The organism is Bradyrhizobium yuanmingense (assembly GCF_029167105.1).
GTDB lineage: Bacteria > Pseudomonadota > Alphaproteobacteria > Rhizobiales > Xanthobacteraceae > Bradyrhizobium > Bradyrhizobium yuanmingense_A.
This window is the reverse complement of the sequence record NZ_JARFML010000112.1, coordinates 1-1,289: the sequence shown is the minus strand read 5'-3', so window position 1 is coordinate 1,289 and position 1,289 is coordinate 1. Positions and strand designations below refer to the sequence as shown.

The 1,289-nt window shown below is 63.1% G+C and carries 1 protein-coding gene; it reads left to right on the top strand.

All coding sequences use genetic code 11. From position 1 onward, the window contains the following. Positions 1-1,225: ISL3 family transposase (locus P0R31_RS40655; RefSeq protein WP_275521224.1), on the top strand; the 1,225-nt coding region annotated here is incomplete at its 5' end. Between the last annotated feature and the right edge of the window lie 64 nt (positions 1,226-1,289).

Below are 1,289 nucleotides of genomic sequence, written 5' to 3'. Positions count from 1 at the left end.
GCGCCTGGCGCGCAAACTGGCCATGCCGGTCAGCGGCGACACCTTGCTCCGAATGATTCACTCGGCCCCGTTGCCGGATTTCGTTGCTCCGACCGTCGTCGGAATCGACGATTGGGCTTGGCGTCGTGGCCAGCGATATGGAACGATCATCTGCGATCTGGAGCGCAATTGCGTGCTTGATCTGCTTCCCGATCGTAACGCTGACAGTGTTGCGAGCTGGCTGAAGCGCTGGCCGGGGATCAAGGTCGTCGCCCGCGATCGTGCGGGACTCTATGCTGAGGGCGCACGCTGCGGCGCGCCCGACGCGGTGCAGGTGGCGGACCGATGGCATCTGTTCAACAGCTTGGGTGAGGCCCTGCGCCACGCGGTCGGCCGCCATCGTCACAACGTAGCCGCCGCCGTGCAAATCATGGCATCCGCGCAACGAGCGAAGACCAGCGCTTCCGTGCCGCCGCCCGGCCTTGCACCGTTGCGGGCGGATCGAAAGGCTGCGCGACGCGAACGCTGGGATGAAATCTGCCGCCTGCGCGAGCAAGGTTGCCCGACATCCAGGATCGCCCAACTGCTCGGCGTCGACAGGCGCACTGTTCAGCGCTGGCTGGCCGCTGGCGGCGAACCGGAGCATTCGCGTCCTCTCAGACCTTCACATCTTCTCGCGCCCTTCGAGGCATGGCTCGAAGCGCGGTGGGCCTCCGGCTGCCACGTGGGCCAGCAGCTCTGGCGGGAGCTTCGGCAACAGGGTTATACTGGAAGTCGTGTGACCGTCGCGCGATGGGCCGCTGACAGGCGTGCACATGCAGACGCGGGAGGAACAGCACAACCACATCTGACCTGGAAAGCTCCCACACGTCGTCGCTGTGCTTGGTATTTGAGCCAGGATCCGGATCAGATCGACGCTGAAGCCAGGCTATTCCTCGGCCATCTGTTTGCGCAAGCTCCGGAACTCGCCACGGCGGCTGATCTGGCGAAGCGGTTTGTTTCCCTTCTCAGTGGTAGCGACATCGCCGGGCTCGATGAATGGATCGCACAAGCAGGCAACAGCGAGCTCAAGAGCTTCGCCAACGGCATCGCGCGCGACATCGATGCAGTCCGAGCGGCAATAACTACCTCCTGGACGACCAGTCCGGTCGAAGGCCAGATCAGCAGGATCAAAGCCATCAAACGACAAATGTATGGCCGGGCAAGCTACCCGCTATTGCGTCGACGCGTCCTCCTGGCTGCTTGAGAACGATCGGGCAACCAATCCAACCATCGATCGCTCATGCTGCACCAAATGTGCGGAAGAACCC